General features: G+C 60.0%; 13 protein-coding genes and 2 pseudogenes. 8 read left to right on the top strand and 7 right to left on the bottom strand.

From position 1 onward, the window contains the following. Nucleotides 1–160: 160 nt before the first annotated feature. The 5 genes and pseudogenes from ACF0H7_RS08175 (at nt 161) to ACF0H7_RS08155 (ending at nt 5,820) form a co-directional block, all read left to right on the top strand. On the top strand, nt 161–982 hold the full coding sequence (locus ACF0H7_RS08175; protein WP_397452256.1) for an aldo/keto reductase: 822 nt from the start codon (nt 161–163) through the stop codon (nt 980–982). Nucleotides 983–1,160: 178 nt separating this feature from the next. Continuing rightward, nucleotides 1,161–1,901: pseudogene (locus tag ACF0H7_RS08170) on the top strand (HAMP domain-containing protein); the annotation flags it as partial. A 171-nt stretch (nt 1,902–2,072) separates the two neighbouring features. Next, on the top strand, nt 2,073–2,786 hold the full coding sequence (locus ACF0H7_RS08165) for a methyl-accepting chemotaxis protein (protein ID WP_397453858.1): 714 nt from the start codon (nt 2,073–2,075) through the stop codon (nt 2,784–2,786). A 190-nt stretch (nt 2,787–2,976) separates the two neighbouring features. Beyond that, a complete protein-coding gene (locus ACF0H7_RS08160; RefSeq protein ID WP_397452255.1) occupies nt 2,977–3,996 on the top strand; it encodes a transporter in 1,020 nt (339 codons plus the stop codon). A 270-nt stretch (nt 3,997–4,266) separates the two neighbouring features. Continuing rightward, the gene (locus ACF0H7_RS08155) at nt 4,267–5,820 is read left to right on the top strand and encodes an inorganic phosphate transporter (RefSeq protein WP_397453857.1); all 1,554 of its coding nucleotides are present in this window, start codon (nt 4,267–4,269) and stop codon (nt 5,818–5,820) included. Here ACF0H7_RS08155 and ACF0H7_RS08150 read toward each other — a convergent pair. Both ACF0H7_RS08150 and ACF0H7_RS08145 read right to left on the bottom strand, forming a co-directional pair. Continuing rightward, nucleotides 5,804–6,979, bottom strand: a complete 1,176-nt coding sequence (locus ACF0H7_RS08150) for an HlyD family secretion protein (RefSeq protein WP_397452254.1) — start codon at nt 6,977–6,979, stop codon at nt 5,804–5,806. The genes ACF0H7_RS08155 and ACF0H7_RS08150 overlap by 17 nt on opposite strands. After that, nucleotides 6,976–8,634, bottom strand: a complete 1,659-nt coding sequence (locus ACF0H7_RS08145) for an MFS transporter (protein ID WP_397452253.1) — start codon at nt 8,632–8,634, stop codon at nt 6,976–6,978. The genes ACF0H7_RS08150 and ACF0H7_RS08145 overlap by 4 nt, the downstream gene beginning before the upstream one ends. Before the next feature lie 239 nt (nt 8,635–8,873). Between ACF0H7_RS08145 and ACF0H7_RS08140 the strand changes: the two genes are divergently transcribed. Further along, complete coding sequence (locus ACF0H7_RS08140; RefSeq protein WP_397452252.1) at nt 8,874–9,455, top strand: TetR family transcriptional regulator C-terminal domain-containing protein; 582 nt, start codon at nt 8,874–8,876, stop codon at nt 9,453–9,455. A gap of 7 nt (nt 9,456–9,462) precedes the next feature. On the opposite strand, the gene ACF0H7_RS08135 is transcribed toward ACF0H7_RS08140, so the two are convergent. The 3 genes from ACF0H7_RS08135 to ACF0H7_RS08125 form a co-directional block, all read right to left on the bottom strand. Beyond that, a complete protein-coding gene (locus tag ACF0H7_RS08135; RefSeq protein WP_397452251.1) occupies nt 9,463–10,368 on the bottom strand; it encodes a LysR family transcriptional regulator in 906 nt (301 codons plus the stop codon). Then, nucleotides 10,368–11,288 (bottom strand): LysR family transcriptional regulator, encoded by a 921-nt coding sequence (locus ACF0H7_RS08130; RefSeq protein WP_397452250.1) that lies wholly within the window; start codon nt 11,286–11,288, stop codon nt 10,368–10,370. The genes ACF0H7_RS08135 and ACF0H7_RS08130 overlap by 1 nt, the downstream gene beginning before the upstream one ends. 128 nt (nt 11,289–11,416) lie before the next feature. Then, complete coding sequence (locus ACF0H7_RS08125; RefSeq protein ID WP_397452249.1) at nt 11,417–11,962, bottom strand: isochorismatase family protein; 546 nt, start codon at nt 11,960–11,962, stop codon at nt 11,417–11,419. 236 nt (nt 11,963–12,198) lie between these two features. Here ACF0H7_RS08125 and ACF0H7_RS08120 point away from each other — a divergent pair, with 236 nt between their 5' ends. Both ACF0H7_RS08120 and ACF0H7_RS08115 read left to right on the top strand, forming a co-directional pair. Beyond that, a complete protein-coding gene (locus ACF0H7_RS08120; RefSeq protein WP_397452248.1) occupies nt 12,199–14,394 on the top strand; it encodes a heavy metal translocating P-type ATPase in 2,196 nt (731 codons plus the stop codon). A 267-nt stretch (nt 14,395–14,661) separates the two neighbouring features. Further along, nucleotides 14,662–14,760: pseudogene (locus ACF0H7_RS08115) on the top strand (SDR family oxidoreductase); the annotation flags it as partial. Between the two features lie 31 nt (nt 14,761–14,791). On the opposite strand, the gene ACF0H7_RS08110 reads toward ACF0H7_RS08115, so the two are convergent. After that, nucleotides 14,792–16,855 (bottom strand): pyridoxamine 5'-phosphate oxidase family protein, encoded by a 2,064-nt coding sequence (locus ACF0H7_RS08110; RefSeq protein WP_397452247.1) that lies wholly within the window; start codon nt 16,853–16,855, stop codon nt 14,792–14,794. Nucleotides 16,856–17,068: 213 nt separating this feature from the next. Next, nucleotides 17,069–17,953, bottom strand: a complete 885-nt coding sequence (cynR, locus tag ACF0H7_RS08105) for a transcriptional regulator CynR (RefSeq protein WP_397452246.1) — start codon at nt 17,951–17,953, stop codon at nt 17,069–17,071. Nucleotides 17,954–18,029 lie beyond the last annotated feature (76 nt).

Below are 18,029 nucleotides of genomic sequence, written 5' to 3'. Positions count from 1 at the left end.
CAAAAAATGAGCGCCACGAAAGAGCTAAGTGAATAATTCTGAGGCCGGGAGAGGCCCTCTAGAAAACCAGCTTAACCGCGCAATCCCCTTGTACGAAATTGAACCTCTACCTAATCTGACTGCCAGTATTCCTATATCACCACCTGTTCCAGGAGGTTGTATGCGGACCCTCGATTTTGCCGGTCTTTCCGCGCCGGTCATTGGCCAAGGCACCTGGCACATGGGTGAAGACCCTGCGCAGCGTCAACACGAGGTCGCCGCCTTGCGCCTCGGCATCGAACTGGGCATGAACCTGATCGACAGCGCCGAGATGTACGCCGATGGCGGTGCCGAGGAAGTGGTCGGCGAAGCGATTGCCGGACAGCGCGACAAAGTGCTGCTGGTGAGCAAAGTGTATCCACACAACGCCAGCAGCAAGGGCATTCCCGCCGCCTGCGAACGCAGTCTGCGACGCCTGGGCACCGACTACATCGATGTCTATCTGCTGCACTGGCCTGGCGAGTACCCACTGGAAGAAACGGTCGACGCCTTCGAACGCTTGCGTGACAGCGGCAAGATCGGCCGCTGGGGCGTGTCCAATTTTGATGTCGCTGATATGGAAGAGCTTCACCCACCGGGCTGCGCGACCAATCAGGTGCTGTACAACCCACAACAACGCGGCATTGAATTCGACCTGTTGCCATGGGCCCACACCGCCGGTATGCCGATCATGGCTTACTGCCCCATCGCCCAAGGCGGCGAGTTACTGAAGCATCCGCTGCTGCTTGACGTCGCGGCCCGGCACCATGCAACGCCGGCGCAGGTGTGCTTGGCCTGGGTGTTGCGCATGAACGACATGATTGCCATCCCCAAAGCCGTCAATCCGATGCACGTTCGCCTCAACGCCGAAGCCGCGCAACTGTCCCTCACCGAAGAAGATTTGAACGCCATCGATAACGCCTGGCCTGCCCCGGCGAAAAAGCGGCATTTGGCCATGATTTGAACCGTCACGATAAACCTTCATACTCGCCGCCGGACGGTCTCAAGAAGCTTAGGCGATTGCCGATTTTGTAAATAAGACTTTCGAACAATAGGGTCCGCCCGACCTCGAAAGACAGGGATGTCACTGCCGCACCTCGTTCCCCCGTGGAATGCCTAATCCCTGGCCATGAGACACCACCATGTTTTTGCAAAAATCCCTTAGAGCCCAGATTCTGGCGTTGCTCGGCGGCAGCCTGCTGGCGATTCTATTGATCGCTTTGGCCTGCTTTCACTTCCTCTCCAACGGCGTGCAACACTACAAAGGCCTGATCGATGGGCCTCTGCGCACCTCGCAACTGGTCGACGAAGCGAACCTGCAATTCAAGATTCAGGTACAGGAATGGAAAGATGTCCTGCTGCGCGGCAAAGACCCGGAAGAGCTGAACAAGCACTGGAGCCAGTTCAATGAACGTCAGCGTCAGGTGCAAGACATTCTCGGCAGTCTGATCACCCAGCCTGGCACCAGCCCCGAACTGAAAAGCAAACTCGAAAGCCTGCTCGACGCGCACCGCACCCTCGGCCTGGCGTACCAGAAAGGTCGCGAAGCGTTCCTCGCCGCCAATGGCGATCCGGTGGTCGGCGATTCGGCCGTCAAAGGAATGGACCGCGCCGCCAGCGGACAGATGAGCGATCTGGTCAGCCAATTACGCGCACAAGGCAAGCAGCAATCCGATGAAATCAGCGCCGATGCCAGCCAGACGATTCTGTTTGGCACCGTGGTGATGCTGATGTCTGGCTTGCTGGTCGGCCTGTTGAGCCTGTGGCTGCTGAACCGCAACCTGATCGACCCGATTCGACGCCTGATCGACTACGTGGCGCAACTCAGCCAAGGAAAATTCGCTCACCGCGCCGATATTACCCGGCAAGACGAGTTGGGCCGTCTGGCTGTTGCCGCCAACACCTTGCGCGACTTCCTCGCCGAAACCTTCAGCAGCCTCAAGCAAAGCGCTACGGGCCTGGACTGCGCGGCGGGTGAGCTGACGGCCATCGCGCAACTGATTGGCCACGGCACTACCGAGCAATTCGATCGCACCGACCAAGTGGCCACAGCGATGAACGAAATGTCTGCCACGGCACAGGAAGTCGCCCGTCATGCCGCCCAAGCTGCCAGCGCCGCCGACGACGCTGACCACAGTGCCCAGCAAGGCGAACAGGTGATGAAGGCCACCATTGCCGCCATTACCCAGATGCGCGGCGAAATCGGCAATACCGCGTCGGTCATTCGCCAGCTGGAAAGCGACAGCGGGCGCATCGGTAAAGTCCTGGAAGTGATTCGCGGGATTGCCGAGCAAACCAACTTGCTGGCGCTCAACGCCGCCATCGAAGCCGCGCGCGCCGGGGATGCGGGGCGTGGTTTTGCCGTGGTCGCCGATGAGGTTCGCAGCCTCGCCCAACGCACTGCGGCGTCCACTGCCGAGATCAATCAGATCATCAGTACGGTACAGACCGGCGCACTGGATGCGGTGAAGGCCATCGAAAACGGTCAGTCACGCAGTGAAGAGAGCGTCGAGCAAGTCACCGAGGCCGGGCACATGCTGCATCGGATCACTGAAGCGGTGGAAGCGATTCGTGACATGAACCGCCAGATCGCCACGGCGGCCGAGGAACAAACCTCAGTAGCCGAGGACATCTCGCGTAACTTGACTGAGATTACCCAGATCGCCAGCACCAACCAGGACAACGTCAAACGCACGGAAACCGCGAGCCGCGATTTGCATGGGTTGTCCGGGCAGTTAAGCCAGGTGACGGCGCGGTTGGGTGACTGACAAATACCTGTAGGAGCGGGCTTGCCCGCGATGGCGGCGTATCAGGCAAACCGCGTCAAGCACATCGCGGGCGAGCCCGCTCCTACATGCTCCCGACACAAACAGTAACAAAACTGTAAGAGCAGCTTGCCATGATGCAACCTTGGCGAGCCTGTGCCCCTGACAGGCGCATTGCGGTCAGCGAGCATCCATGAACCAAAGCATCACGCACACCCGTCAGGACTCAGATCTGTTTGGCCTGATCTATGGCTTTCGTTTTCGTCCGGGCGAAGCCGGTCGGGAAATCGACTCGGCCACCGCGCTGGAATGCCTGAGCAACCCGCAAGACCCTGAAGAGTTCATCTGGCTGCACCTGAACCTGGCCCACGCCGCGTGTCAGCGCTGGATGAAGTCGCACCTGGAACTGCCTGAAGAATTTTTCGAAGCCCTGCACGAAGGCTCGCGCTCCACTCGTATCGAGCATGTCGACTCGTCGCTGTTGGCGGTGGTCAACGACGTGGTGTTCGACTTCGGCATGGTCTCCTCCGATATCTCGACGCTGTGGGTCTGCACCCGCAGCCATCTGATGATCAGCGCGCGCCAGCAACCGCTGCACTCGGTGGACCGCCTGCGGCACTCAGTGAAACGTGGCGAGAGCTTCCGTTCGCCGCTGGAGTTGCTCACTCATTTGCTGCGTGATCAGGGCGAAGTGCTGGAGCAGATCGTGCGCAAGACCACCGTCAGCGTCGACCAGATCGAAGACCAGCTGTTGTCCCTGCGCCTGCGCGACAACCGTGCCGACCTCGGTTCCATGCGTCGGGTGCTGGTGCGCCTGCAACGCCTGCTGGCGCTGGAACCCGGCTCTTTGCTGCGTTTGCTGCATCGCCCCCCACACTGGTTGCAGGATGAAGACGTGCAAGAGCTGCGTCAGGCCACCGACGAAGCGGCGCAGGTGATCGGCGACCTCACTGCACTGGGCGAGCGAATCAAGCTGTTGCAGGAAGAAATCGCCGCCAAGCTCAACGAACAAAGCAACCGCACGCTGTTTACCCTGACCGTGGTCACAGTGCTGGCGCTGCCGATCAACATCATCGCCGGTTTCTTCGGCATGAACGTCGGCGGCATTCCGCTGGCGACCGACCCGGAAGGTTTCTGGGTGCTGGTGGCCTTGGTGGCGACCTTCACCCTGCTGGCCGGGCGCTGGGCGTTTCGCAAGCGTGATGATTATTGATTTGAGCTGACTCAATTCTCTGTAGGAGCTGCCGCAGGTTGCGATCGAGCGGGAACCGCTCGCAGCGGCTCAACCTGACGAAGGTCGTTCCGACCTTATCGCAGCCTTCGGCAGCTCCTACAAATAACGTCACCATACAACCATCACCAGCCTGTCACATTTAGTAATGAAAATGGTGTGAAACCCAATAGAACAGGACTTCATACCATGCCGCCAAGCAACACGCTGGCCCCGGACTCTTTAGTCCAGGCGCCGTCCTCAAGACCTCACATGGGCAAACCCGGTTTGCTCACGTGGATCATCTTCACTGCTGTGCTTGGCTGCGGCCTGTTGTTCACTGCGTATAGCCTCATGTCTGACGTGGACTCCATGGGCACCATCGTCACCACGTGGACGCCGTTCCTGCTGCTCGGTGTCGCGCTGCTGATCGCCCTGGGCTTCGAATTCGTCAACGGTTTCCATGACACCGCCAACGCCGTGGCGACGGTGATCTACACCCACTCGCTGCCGCCGAACTTCGCGGTGGCCTGGTCCGGGATGTTCAACTTCCTCGGCGTGCTGATGTCCAGCGGCGCCGTGGCGTTCGGCATCATCGCGCTGTTGCCGGTGGAGCTGATTCTGCAAGTGGGTTCGTCGTCCGGCTTCGCCATGATCTTCGCCCTGCTGATCGCGGCGATCCTGTGGAACCTCGGCACCTGGTGGTTGGGTCTGCCCGCCTCCTCCTCGCACACCCTGATCGGCTCGATCATCGGTGTCGGCGTGGCCAACGCGCTGATGCATGGCCGTGACGGCACCAGCGGCGTGGACTGGAGCCAGGCGCTGAAAATCGGATACTCGCTGTTGCTGTCGCCGCTGGTCGGCTTTATTTTCGCCGCACTGTTGTTGGTGGCCCTGCGCCTGTTCGTGAAAAACCGCGCGCTGTACAAGGCACCAGAAGGCAACGCGCCGCCGCCGTGGTGGATTCGTGGTTTGCTGATCCTGACCTGCACCGGCGTGTCGTTCGCTCACGGTTCCAACGATGGCCAGAAAGGCATGGGCCTGATTATGTTGATCCTGGTCGGCACCTTGCCGATGGCCTACGCCCTGAACCGCACCATGCCTGCCGATCAGGCCGTGCAGTTCGCCGCCGTGGCCCAAGTCACGCAGCAGGCGCTGGTCAAGAGCGCGCCAACGCTGGCTCCGGCTGATCCGCGAGAGGAACTGTCGACCTACGTGCGGACCAAGACCGAAACCCCCGCGCTGATCCCGGCCCTGGCGGCAATGACCGGCAGAATCGGCACACAGGTAGGCGGTTACGGTTCATTGTCGAAAGTCCCGGCCGAGGCCGTGGCCAACGTACGAAACGACATGTACCTGGCGTCTGAAACCATTCGCCTGATGACCGCGAACAAAGTCGGTAATTTCGATGCCGACACCCAGAGCAAAGTGCAGCTGTTCAAACAACAGATCGACACCTCCACGCGCTTCATCCCGCTGTGGGTGAAAATCGCGGTGGCCATCGCCCTCGGTCTGGGCACCATGGTCGGTTGGAAACGCATCGTGGTGACGGTCGGCGAAAAGATCGGCAAGACGCACTTGACCTACGCCCAGGGTGCTTCGGCCGAGCTGGTGGCGATGCTGACCATCGGCGCAGCGGACATGTACGGCCTGCCGGTTTCCACCACCCACGTACTGTCGTCCGGCGTCGCGGGCAGCATGGTGGCCAATGGTTCCGGCTTGCAGATGCGCACTATCCGAAACCTGGTGATGGCGTGGGTCCTGACCTTGCCAGCGGCCATACTGCTGTCCGGTTCGCTGTACTGGTTGTTCACTCAACTGTTCTGACCGGTACGATTTGCGTCGCATCGCCGTCGGAGGGATCCGGCGGCACGTCGCCACTGCGACGGGTGTCGATGCTGACCACCACCGACATCCCCGGCCGCAGGCGTTTTGCCAGCGGCTGGTCCGGCTCCACGGTGATCCGCACCGGTATCCGCTGGGCAATCTTGACGAAGTTCCCCGTGGCGTTATCCGCTGGCAACAGGCTGAATTCCGAGCCGGTGGCCGGTGAAATGCGCTGCACCCTGCCCTGCATTTTCTGATTATCCAGTGCATCGACGGTAAAGGTCACCGGCTGCCCCAACTGCACGTTGGCCATCTGCGTTTCTTTCATGTTGGCGATGATCCACAGCCGACCCGGCACCAACGCCATCAACTGCGCCCCCGAGTTGACGTACGCTCCCAATCTCACACCAATCTGCCCCAGTTGCCCGTCCCGTGGCGCCGTAACCCGAGTGTTGGACAGGTCGATACGCGCCAGCTCAATCGCTGCTTCGGCATTGGCCACCGACGCTTCCAGCGAACCCCGGTTGACGATCACCGTCTGCAAATCCTGACGCGAAATCTCCAGCGCAGCCTGAGCCTCCGCCACGGCGGCGATGGACTGAGCGTTTTCGGCACGGGTCACGTCCAGGTCGCGTTTGGACACCGAACCATCGGAGATCAACTGTTCGTTGCGTTTGAGGTCCGCCGAGGATTTGTTGCCTTGGGCGATGGCGTTGGCCACGGCGGCCTGACGCTGGACGATGGTGGCGTCGGCACTGCGCCGCTGTTGCTGGTTGTTGGCCAGCGCGGCTTTCTGCACGCCCAACTGCGCCAGCGACTGATCCAGATGCTGTTTATAAATCCGGTCATCGAGCCGCACCAATAAATCGCCGGCTTTGACGAACTGGAAGTCCTGCACCGGGACCTCAAACACATAACCGCTGAGCTCGGGGCTGATGAGGGTCACCTGCCCACGAACCAGCGCATTTTCCGTACTCTCGATGGCACTGCCGAACGGCGGCAGCTGCCAGGCGTACAGCACGATCAGAATGCCGATCAGGGCAATCGAGCCAAACGTCACCGACGACAGGATGCGCACCCGCAGTGAGCTTGGCTGTTCCGTGGGCGATGGCGGCAACGGTGCGGCGGTCGGGGGAGTGGCTGTGTTCGGTTCATTCATGAAGGTTCGGCACCGCTGGGAGGGCTGGGGGACGGCGGGATGGCGCGCGGTTGGGTGCTGATCAGCCAGAGGCTCCGTGCAAAGATCCAGATCATGGTCAGTACCGCCACGACGGCAATCGTCATGAACACATCGTTATAACCCAGAATATTGGCCTCGCGCGTCGCCGCTGCCGAGAGCGCACGAATCCCCAGATTGGCGCGCAGCGCCGGGTCAGCGATGGCCGACGCATAGCTGCCGGTAGCACTGGCGATTCGCGCCTGCACCTGAGGATCGATCAGGGTCAAGTGCTCGACGATATAACTGGAGTGAAACTTCTCGCGCACGGTTTGCAAGGTGCCCATCACCGCCGCGCCGATCAGGCTGCCGAGGTTTTGGGTGATACCGAACAACGTCGAGAAACTGACAATGTTGCGCGGATTGGCCAACACCCCGCTAAAGCCCATCACCACCGTCGGCCCGAGGAAAAACGTGCCGCCGAAGGCCAGCAGAAACTGACTGATATACATGTTTGCCGGACGCGTCAGGTTGTTGGAAAAACTGTCCATCCCCGAGCCGACCGCCATGATCGCCAGGGCAATGATCATCGGTTTGAACAGATGGCCAGGATCAATGGTCAGGGCACTTATTCCCAGCCCCATCGCGCTGCCCAGCAGCATCATCAGGTACAGCGTGTGCATCTGCTGACTGCTCATGTTTAACGCTTGCATAAAGCCGACAGCCCCGGTGGCTTGTTCGGACAACACGATCCGGCTCAGGGTTATCCCCAGCGCCAGGCGGATAATCCGCCCGCTGCCGAGCCAGCGGGTAATCAACAGCGGCCGGGCACGGTTATGCTCGATGGCCAGGCCGGCAAATATCAGCGCGATGGAGGCTGCCGAAGCCACACCGATCCATGGGGCTTCGAGCCACCAGTCGATACGCCCCAATGACAGCACCGCGCAGAGCAAGGCGAAGCCGCTGGCAAGCAGGCCAAACGTCAGAAAATCGAGGGCTTCGAAGGCTTTGGCAATCCGGTCGCCGGGCGGCAGTTTAAGCAACAACACACAGCCCAACGACAACATCGCCATGCCAAGCTCAAACAAATAGAGCCCACGCCACTCGGCGATTTGCAGCAGGTCTTCGGACACCAGGCGCGCCATGGGTGTCGCCAGTTGCGACATGCCCAGCCCGAGCACCAGCGCTTTGGTCCGCCACCGCTGCGGCAACGCCTGGATCATGTAGTACAACCCTAGCGAAGTCAGCGCCGCGCCGACCATGCCATGGGCGGCCCGCACGGCAATCGCCGACGCCCAGTCGTTGACGAACAGATGGCCAAAGGTGACCAGCGCATAGAGCACCAGGAACACTTCGGTGAAGGCGCGCAGACCGAATTGCTGGCGAAACTTCACCAGCAGCAGGTTCATCGAGACGGTGCTCATGAAATAAGCGGCGGGCAGCCAGGCGATTTCTTCGGAGGTCGCGCCTAATGCGCCCTGTAGATAGGGCAAATTGGCCACGACCAGCGCGTTGCCCAGCCCGCCGGTCAAGGCCACGATCACTCCCACAACCGCAAACGCCCAACGCTTGGCCGTCGGGTGCAATGGCGTCGACGGCGAACCGGGCACGCTGGGTCGCTCGTGGGGCGCCCAGTTATGCGTTGTATATGTATTCATCGAGTGGACCTGATTCGCAAATGCGCGAAGGACTGTGTGAATGCAGATCTGGGAGGTGTGATGCTAAGCGTAGTGGGTGAGCGGCGGGTTGTCAGTGGTGGCTTCACACGGTTTCGGACCCGCTAAAACCCCACCAATACGGATGAACGTATTTTATTTATTCAACCTTATCAAACCGCTAAAGACACACACAAAAGGTGGACTTGACGCTTTTAATGTGGACGGTCATATTATTTGTCATGAGTAGACTATCGAATCGCGAAAAAATACTGACTGAAGGCTTGCGCGTCGTTCACGAACGCGGGTTTGCCAATGCCAGTGTTCGGGACATCACCCAGGCCGCCAATGTGCCGAATGGGTCATTCACCAACCATTTTGCCTCCAAGGAAGCGTTCGGGCTGGAGATTCTCGACCTGTCTTTCGAAGAGACGGTGATCGCGATCGAGCAGACCCTCGGCAACCTGGCCCTGACACCGAAAGAACGAATACTGGCCTTCGTTGACGCCAACATCAGCACCCTGGTCAGTCATGGGGTCGAGAACGGCTGCCTGATCGGTAACTTCGGGGTCGAGATCGGCATGCACAGCGACATTATTCGCAAGCGTGTTGCCGAGATTTTCGATGAGGTGCAGGGACATGTCGCGAAATGCCTGACGGCGGCGGTAGCGGCCGGGGAATTGCCTGCCGATGTCGACTGCGTGGACCTCGCTGCGCTGATCATCAGTTCAATGCAAGGCGCGACCATTCTGGCCAAGGCTGACCGTTCGCTGGAGCCCATGAGCAAATTCCGCCGAACTCTGGTTTCGACCATTCTGCGTTAAGCCCGCGTCACGCCTGCGCCAGTGCCGGGTGCTGGCGCAGATACGCCACCGCAAAATCGACAAAACTACGCACCCGCGCCGAGGCCTTGCGCCCGCCGCGATACACCACGTGCACCGGCATTGACGGCAACTCGTAGTCGGTCAACACCCGACGCAGGCGACCGCTCGCGAAATAATCATGCAGTTGATAACTCAGGCAGCGGGTCAGTCCGGCGCCATGCACGGCGGCCTCAATCGCGGTCTGAATGCTGGCGCAGCTCATCCGCGGACGAAAGCGCTGACTGCGCAGCTCGCCCTGCGCCTGGAACGTCCATTCGTTCAAGCCACCCTCAAAGTAGGAATGCACGATGTGATGCCGGGCGATATCCGCAGGTTGTTCGGGCTCGCCGTGGGCCGCCAGATAAGCCGGACTGGCACAGACTGCGTGCCGCACAGTCCCCACTTTAATGGCGATCAGCGCCGAGTTCGGCAGGTCGCCAATCAGCACCGCGACGTCCAGCCCATCTTCGTGCATGTTGGGAAAACGATCATGGTACTGGGCGTAAACCAGCACCTCGGGAAACAGCTTCAGGTAATCGACAAGGATCGGCGCCAGGCCTTCGCGACTGAAGGGCAACGGCATCAACACCGACAGGTGTCCCCGTGGCTGCACATGCATGCCGTTAGCCCGGACCTCTGCGGCGTTGACCTCTTGAATGATCCGCGCGCAGTCGTCGACAAATCGCGTACCGGTTTCAGTCAGCCGGGCACCCCGCGTGCTGCGCGTCAGCAACACCACGCCCAGGCGCGACTCCAGCTCCGCCATGGCGCGCATCACGGTGGGCACTGACAGTTTCAAACGGCGGGCGGCCGCCGCCAGGCTCAGGCTTTCGGCGACAGCCTGAAACACCACCATCTCATGGTAGCGATCCATTAATTCGCGCTTTTGGCGGAGGGGTTCAGGGCACGGTCCTGGCCCATGCGTTCGGCGCAGAAATCGACAAAGGTACGAATCTTCGCGGGCACTCGCGAACCGCCCTGATAAACGATATGGATCGGCAGCGACGGTGGCGCGAAGTCCTGCAAGACGATTTCCAGTTCGCCGGCCGCAACTTTGCTCGCCACCTGATACGACAACACCCGAGTCAGCCCCCAACCGAGGCTTGCCGCATTGATCGCGGCCTGATTGGCGCTGACGACCAAGCGCGGCTCTGGACGCAGTTCCAACACTTTGCCGTTGTCGACAAACTGCCAGTCGCTGAGCAAATGGCTGGCCGATGACATGACCACCCGCGCCTGGCGCAAATCGTCGGGATGCTGCGGTCGACCATGCTCTGAAAAGTACGCTGGCGTACCGCAGATCACCTGGCTTACCTCGCCGACCTTGATCGTCTGCTGACTGCTTTCCGGCAAATTGCCAATGCGGATCGCGACATCAACACCCTCGTCCACCAGGTTGACCAGGCGATCGACGAACAGCGCGTTGATGTTCACCGAGGGAAACAGGTCGAGGTAGCCGGCCAGAATCGGCGTCATGAACAGCTCGCCGAAAATCACCGAGGCGGTGACGGTCAATTGTCCGCGCGGGGTCGTGTAGCTGCCGGACGCCGACTCCTCTGCCTCTTCGAGCTCAGCCAAAATGCGCCGGCAATCTTCCAGGTACAGTTGCCCCGCTTCACTCAGGTGCAGGCTGCGGGTGGTCCGGGCCAGCAATTGAGTGCCGATGCGTTCTTCCAGCGCGGCAATGGCGCGGGTCACGCTGGGCGGCGAAAGATTCAGACGCCGCGCGGCGGCGGCAAATCCCTCCTCGTCGGCGACGGCCATAAAGACCTGCATTTCCTGAAAGCGATCCATAGGGCAGCCTTTCTGAAGGAGTAAGTCGGTTTTTTCAAGAAATCGCGATCATCTGGCCATGGGCGGTCGACCTGTAATAGAACTCGATTCCCGGCGTGGACTCAAGGTTAGAGGTGGACATGGCTCATTCAGCCCAGGAATTCGTCGGTGGACACCACGCTCGCGTATCCGAAGCGCAGCGCAGCCATAAACGCGGCATGCACCTGGGCAGACGGCACCACCACACCATTGAATTCGAGGTCATGGGTGGCGCAGGCGTCGTGGATCACGGTGGCCTTGAAGCCGTAGTCATCCGACGCGCGGGTCACGGCATCGATGCACATGTGGCTCATGTTGCCGATCACTGTCACGTTCTCCACGCCCTTGCTTTCCAGCACGTGCAACAACTCGGTCTCGCGGTACGGGTTCATGTAGTGTTTGACGATCACCAGTTCGCCTGCAATGTTTTTGGCTTTCGCGTGCAATTGCGCACCGACGGAATCCGGAACAAAAAACGGCGCATCGACAGCTGGGGTTTCATGGCGAATGTGAATGACGGTGTCACCGTTTTCGCGTGCTGCAGCGATGATCCGCGCGGCGTTGTCGGCGGCGGCATCAACGCCATTGAGGATCCATTTGCCGCCGGGAAAATAGTCATTTTGAATATCGACGACGATAAGTGCTGTGCGGGTCATGCGGTTCTCCACAAGGGAATAAGTGAGTAACAAGGTTCAACTGTGAAGGCATGGTCGGCTATCAGGCTGGATTGAAGAATGGCCAGATTTGGCAATCCTGCATTTCAATGGACGAAATAAAGCGACGGAAGCAGGCGCATCTGCCTGAAGCAAAAAAACCTGAAAAAACCGGCTTGACCTTGACCTTATGGAAAGGTTGAAGCTGTGGCCATCACACCACTTTCGGAGTTTCAGCGATGATCGTCACCCCCACTCAGCAGCGCCTGGAGCTGGCCATCGAAGGCATGACCTGCGCCTCATGCTCCGGCCGCGTCGAGCGTGCCTTGAATAAAGTCCCCGGGGTCAAGAGCGTCAGCGTCAACCTCGCCAGCGAACGCGCCAATATCGAGTTCATCGGCCAGGCCGACCCTGCCCTGCTGATGGCCGCCGTGAGCAACGCCGGCTACAGCGCGCGTCCCGTCGAAGACCAACAAGCCACGCTCGAACGGCAACATTCGCGGGTCAATAAAGAACGCCTGATGCTGCTATTGGCCATCGTTCTGTCCTTGCCGTTGGTACTGCCGATGCTGCTGCAACCATTTGGCATCCACGCGATGCTCGCGCCATGGCTGCAGTTCGCGCTGGCCACGCCGGTGCAGTTCATCCTCGGGGCGCGGTTCTATATCGCGGCGTGGAAAGCCGTCAGGGCACGCAGTGGCAACATGGACCTGTTGGTCGCGTTGGGCACCAGCGCCGGCTATGGGCTTAGCGTTTACGAGTGGGCTAAAACCTCGGCCGGTGACATGCCGCATCTGTATTTCGAAGCGTCGGCCGTGGTGATCGCGCTGGTGCTGCTCGGCAAATACCTGGAGAGCCGCGCCAAGCGCCAGACCGCCGGAGCCATTCGTGCCCTTGAGGCGCTGCGCCCGGAGCGCGCGACGCAGGTGATCAATGGTCAGGAACTGGACGTCGCCATCACCGCCCTGCGCCTCGACGATTTAGTGTCGGTCAAACCCGGCGAACGCTTTCCGGTGGACGGTGAAGTGGTCGAGGGCCAAAGCCACGCCGATGAAGCGCTGATCAGCGGTGAAAGCATGCCGGTGTTCAAACAGCCGGGAGACAAGGTCACCGGAGGCGCAATCAATGGCGAAGGCCGGTTGCTGGTGAAAACCACGGCCATCGGTGCTGAGTCTGTGCTGTCGCGCATCATTCGATTGGTGGAGGACGCCCAGGCGGCGAAAGCACCGATCCAGAAGCTGGTGGATAAAGTCAGCGCGGTGTTTGTGCCGGTGGTGCTGTTGATTGCCCTGGTAACGCTGGTGGGCTGGTTGTTGACCGGCGCGCCACTGGAGGTCGCCTTGATCAATGCCGTCGCAGTACTGGTGATTGCCTGCCCGTGCGCTTTGGGGCTGGCAACGCCGACGGCAATCATGGCCGGGACCGGTGTCGCTGCTCGTTTCGGCATTCTGATCAAAGATGCCGAAGCCCTGGAACGGGCCCATGAAGTGACCGCCGTGGTGCTGGACAAAACCGGCACCCTGACCGAAGGCAAACCGCGCATCACCCACCTGATTGCGCGGGATGGCAACGACGCGCAACTGCTGCAATGGGCCGGGGCGCTGCAACTGGGCAGCGAACATCCGCTGGCCAAGGCGGTACTGGACCGCTGCAAGGAACGTCAACTGACGCTGGAACCGGTCAGCGCCAGTCAGTCGCTGACCGGGCGCGGCATCAGCGGCACGGTGGGTGGTCGGCAATTGCTGCTAGGCAATCGGCGCATCCTTGAAGAAAACGGCCTCGACACCGCAGGCCTGGCCGTCACGGCCCAGGCATGGGAAAGCGAAGGCTTTACCTTGTCCTGGCTGATCGAAGTCGGCGCACAACCCGTAGTGCTGGGCCTGTTCGCCTTCGGTGACAGCCTCAAGGCCGGCGCCGCGCAAGCCATCGAACAACTGAGCGCACGGCACATCAGCACCCATCTTCTGACCGGCGACAACCGTGGCAGCGCCCAGCGCGTGGCCGAGGCATTGGGGATCAGCGATGTCTACGCCGAAGTGCTGCCGGCGGACAAAGCCGCCACGGTGGTCAAGCTGAAGAAATCCGCAGTAGTGGCGATGGTCGGCGACGGCATCAACGATGCCCCGGCGCTGGCTGCCGCCGACATCGGCATCGCCATGGGTGGCGGCACCGACGTGGCCATGCACACCGCCGGCATCACCCTGATGCGCGGCGATCCACGCCTGATTCCGGCCGCGCTGGACATCAGCCGCAAGACCTACGCGAAGATCCGGCAAAACCTGTTCTGGGCGTTTGTCTTCAACCTGATCGGCATTCCGCTGGCGGCGTTCGGCTTCCTCAACCCGGTGATCGCTGGCGCGGCCATGGCGCTGTCCAGTGTGTCGGTGGTGAGCAACGCGTTGCTGTTGAAGACCTGGCGGCCGAAGGATTTGTAGCCCGCCAACAAGCAAATCCGGTGGGAGATTCTGTGTCTTCAGGCAATACACATGTCCCGTAGGAGCACCGAAGGCTGCGATTGGCATCCAAACGCGGCGAGTGTGCTGGCTTTATCGCAGCCTTCGGCAGCTCCTACAGGATTGGTGTCTGTCACGAGTATTGTTTCAGCCGCAGATCCCCAAGCAGACTGCACAGGTGTTTTAAGGATCAGCCCGTTCTATTGTCCAATAACTCCCCGACACGAGCGTGATTGGCGCTTGGCAAACGCTGAAGAGTCGGCCAACGCTGCGTTGTTCCTGGCGTCGGATGAGAGTTCGTTCGTTAACGGCATCGAGTTGTTTGTCGACGGTGGATCGGCGCAAGTCTCTAGCTCAAGGATGGCGAGCGTCTTCTCTCTCAGATATCCAACACCAACGTCTCGCTGCCTTGAGCCGGTACGGAACAACAGATCAACACCTCACCGTCCTGCAATGGATCGGCAGGCATGTTCAAGTAATGCACCTGGCCACGGGTCATCCGGGTTTTGCAGACGCCGCAGGATCCGCCGCGACAGCTGAACTGCGGGGCCAGACCACGGCTTTCAGCCAGCTCCAGTAACGTGCCATTGCCCGGTTCCCAACGCGCTTCTTTGGCCGACAGGGAGAACAACACTTTCACCGCCTCGCTCGCCGCCGCCACCTGTTCCACGGCGGGCACGGTGGTTTCCAGGTCACGGGTCAGCGTAGAGGGACCAAAGGTTTCCGCGTGGATGCGGTCGTCGTGGATGCGCAAGGCGCGCAGGCCGTCGTAAAGGGTCTGGGTAAAACTGCTGGGACCACAGAGGTAAAAATCGTAATCATTGAAGGGCAACAAGGCTTTGAGCAGTTCGAGGTCGATGCGCCCTGCCAATTCAAAGCCCTCCCCCTCGCGAGCATGGGGTTCCGGCTGGCTGATCAGCCGTGAAACTTTAACGTCCTCACCACCTCGAGTCGCCAGTTCGAAGACTTCGTCTCGAAAACCCAGTTCTGCCTTGCTCCGCGCACTTTGCACAAACCAGGTCGGCCGCATGCGGCGGATGCGCTTACCTTGATAAATGACTTCACGCAGCATGGATAGCAGCGGCGTGACGCCGACCCCTGCCGCGAGCAACACCAGAGGGCGCTGCTCATCAGCGACCACCGTAAAATGCCCTTGCGGCGCACGGGTTTCAACCAGATCGCCGACTTTCACCTTGTCATGCAGATGAGAGGACACCGAACCGTCGCGTTTCACACTGACCCGAAAGAACGCGTCCGACGGTGCGCTGGACAAGCTGTAGGTGCGGATGGCGTGAGATTTCTGCCCGTCGAGCAAAAAACGCATGGGCAAGTGTTGTCCCGCTTCAAAACTCGGCAAACCCGCACCGTCAGTGGGTTCCAGATAGAAAGAACGAATGCTCTGACTTTCGTCAATGATTCCTGTCACCCGCAACTGACGCCAGGTGTCGCGCAACGCATCAGCCTGCAGGCGCGCAGCGGTCTGCTCCCAACTGCCGGTCATTTCACTGTTGGGTGAAAACTCCTGGAATTCCCAACGAGAGATCAACGCCGCCTGTCGCCGCACGCCTTTTTCAACATGCACGCGCCACAGCCGCTCGGCCCCCTGATAGGCCTTGATCGACGGATCATCATTGATCACTTCAGCCCGCCCCGTCAGTTGCAGCACTTCCCCCGTGGCGAAATCAATGAACAGCAACCCGGCAACAGGGTTCAGCAGGAAATTGCCGAGGGTATTGAAGTGCAGATTCCCGGCAAATTCGGGAACGGTCAGACAGTTGCCGTCGACCTGCACAAAGCCCGGCATCCCGCCTCGGTGAGAGACATCGGCCCCTCGCGTGGTCGGATCGCCGTCGATATCGGCATAGCTTGCGACAAAAAAAGTGTCTGCTTTACGGATCATTTCCCTGGCAGCGGCATCAAGGCCGTTCAGCCACTCCGGTTCAGCTGGCGAAGGGCGTTGATTTTCAGGGTTGCGCTCAATCTGACGCAGCTGGATGTACCGCGGACAGACGCCAAACGACATGTCCACTGAGACAGCAAATCCCGATTCGGTTAACGAGCTGATGTGACCATTGATCCGGTTGCGACGCCGCGTGATGAAGTCAATGCCGAGGATGGCCACCGGAGATCCGATCTTGAAGTTCACCAGCGCCGGATCACCCGCATGGGGCAACGCGTCAAATTGAAGCGTTTTCGGATCAGGAGAATGGGCAAAACCGGGAGGGCCTTCGAGTATCGTGACCCAAGGACAGTCCTGCTCATCGACGGTGGTCATGAATAGATAAGGCAGGAGCTGATAATAAGTCCGGTGCTGGTCAGGCATGTAGTCGCGAACGGCCCGACGTGCGTGCGCGTCCATCTGTTGCGAAATACCCAGGAGATTCTGAAAAAACTTTTCCCCGGCATGCCAGATTGAACCGCTGTTATCGCCAGGCTCATTCACAATGGACTCTCCCAATCAGCGACTCAAAGGGTCACGTCAGCCCGAAGGGAGACTCGTCCGAGGTGCCTCCGTCGCTCCAGAGCAATTCCGAGCGGCTCCACCCACCTTGGCCTGGCCCACCAGTACACCGTCGGTTCAACGCTGCCGTTTAAATCGGAGGAAGTAATAGGTATAGCTCGAAACCTCGACTGTATTCACCGTCCGTCAATTTCCTCAGTGGGTTGAAAGCTTCGCCCTCACCTGTTTCTCGAACTCCACCGACGACGTGCTCTGGTAGCTGTTTTTGCGCCGCAGCAACGCGGCCGTCCGTTGTGGCGGTTCCGCGACCAAATCAATTTTTCTCATGGTCCGATCTTCAGTGGCCGACGCCTCCGGCAGAATGGTGGCTACCCCTGCATGGCGAACGATTTCCAGTATCGCGTTCACCGAGTTGGCCTCCATGATCACCGTGGGTTTGATCCCGTGATCGATGCAATAGTCGTCGATACAGGTGCGGGTGATGAAGTTGCCGGTCAACAGCGCCAACGGCACCTGTTCCAGCTCTGCCAGTGTCAGCGGCTCCGTGCGCTCGTACATCGGGTGATCACGACCGACCATCAAGCCCAGTTTCTCCACGAACAATGGCGACCACTCGATATCCGGGTTCCACACCTCGGTGAATGCGATGGCGATGTCCAGCGAGTCGTCGGCCAGCCCGGCCTCGATATCGACCATCGACAGCTCGAAGATTTCGAAGTGAATGTTCGGGTACAACGCGAGGAAATCCCTGACCAGCGGCCCGACCAGATAAGCCATGAAGGTCGGGGTCATGGCCAACCGCAAGGTGCCGCGCGACAGGTCTTTTACGTCATGAATCGCGCGCTTGCCCGCTTCCAGTTCCCGCAGCACTCGCCGTGCGTATTCGATGTACGCCGCGCCGGTGTCGGTGGGCTGCACCGTGCGAGCGCCACGGTCGAGCAGTTCGGTGCCCAGCGAATCTTCCAACTGTTTGATCTGTTGCGAGAGCGTAGGCTGAGACACGTGCAGCGCCTGGGCTGCACGGGTGAAATTGCCGTGGTCGGCGACGGCCAACAAGTAGCGCAAATGGCGAAGCAGCATGGTCGTTTCTCTATAGGCAGTGCTTATAGCCAGCATTGTATATGGGTCTTGGACCTAATACATAAACAGGCTCAAT

Source organism: Pseudomonas sp. NA-150 (assembly GCF_044336365.1).
Taxonomy (GTDB): domain Bacteria; phylum Pseudomonadota; class Gammaproteobacteria; order Pseudomonadales; family Pseudomonadaceae; genus Aquipseudomonas.
This window is presented reverse-complemented; position numbering and strand designations above follow the sequence as displayed.